Origin of the sequence: Phytoactinopolyspora endophytica, assembly GCF_004138495.1 — a bacterium.
Taxonomy (GTDB): Bacteria; Actinomycetota; Actinomycetes; order Jiangellales; family Jiangellaceae; genus Phytoactinopolyspora; species Phytoactinopolyspora endophytica.
In genome coordinates, this window is the sequence record NZ_ML142852.1 from 272,294 (window position 1) to 273,090 (window position 797).

A 797-nucleotide genomic window follows, 5' to 3' on the forward strand; every position below is an offset into this window, starting at 1 on the left:
AACGCGTCCCGGTGCTCGACAGCGTCGCCGACGATGAGCACGTACGGGCCTTGGATCTTCGCCGCCTTCGCCGCGGCGACGACGTCGCCCAGCGTCGACACGATCGTCTGCTGCTCGACCGTGCTCCCGCCGGTCACCACGGCGATCGGTGTACTGGGCACCCGGCCGGCGTCGACGATACCCTGCACGACATCGCTCAGCTGTTCGGTGATGCCAGTGAACACCAGGGTGTCAGCCGTGCACGCATGAAGGTCGATCTTGCCGCTCACGTCGATGAGCTGAGCGCTACGGCGGCGGCCCGCCACCAGCGGGATGCCCGCATGGGTCGCGACGGCGGTCCCCGTAGCCACGCCGGCGACGATCTCGAACGGCACGCCCGCCTTGACGCAGGTCAACACCTCGTCGCTGCCGGTCGGATGGCTGAACGGATCTCCCTCAAGCAGCCGCACCACGCGGCGACCGTTCTTGGCCGCCTGTGTGACGCGTCGGCCACGGGCAGCCGCCGTCAGTGCGACGCCTGCGTCGTCGACGCTGACGTCAACGACTTCGACGAGCTCCGGCGCGTGCTCGAGTATCTGATGGGGCACGGTCTCGTCGATGACGACGACCTCGGCCTCTTTGAGGCTTTCTACAGCTCGGAGTGTTAGCAGCCCGGGGTCGCCGGGCCCGGCGCCGACAAAGGCGACGCCTCCCTGATCAGTGCGCTGACGCGCGTTGCGCGGAGTGGTCACGAGACGTTCTCCTCCTTCGGCGCCGGTGGCTCGACGCCGACCACGGCCCCGGCCCCGTCGTCGAGG

1 protein-coding gene is annotated in these 797 nt (G+C 69.1%); it reads right to left on the bottom strand.

The features are described 5' to 3' along the window. On the bottom strand, positions 1-731 hold a 731-nt coding region (locus ELR45_RS40680), incomplete at its 3' end, for a uroporphyrinogen-III C-methyltransferase (RefSeq protein WP_240759404.1). Positions 732-797 lie beyond the last annotated feature (66 nt).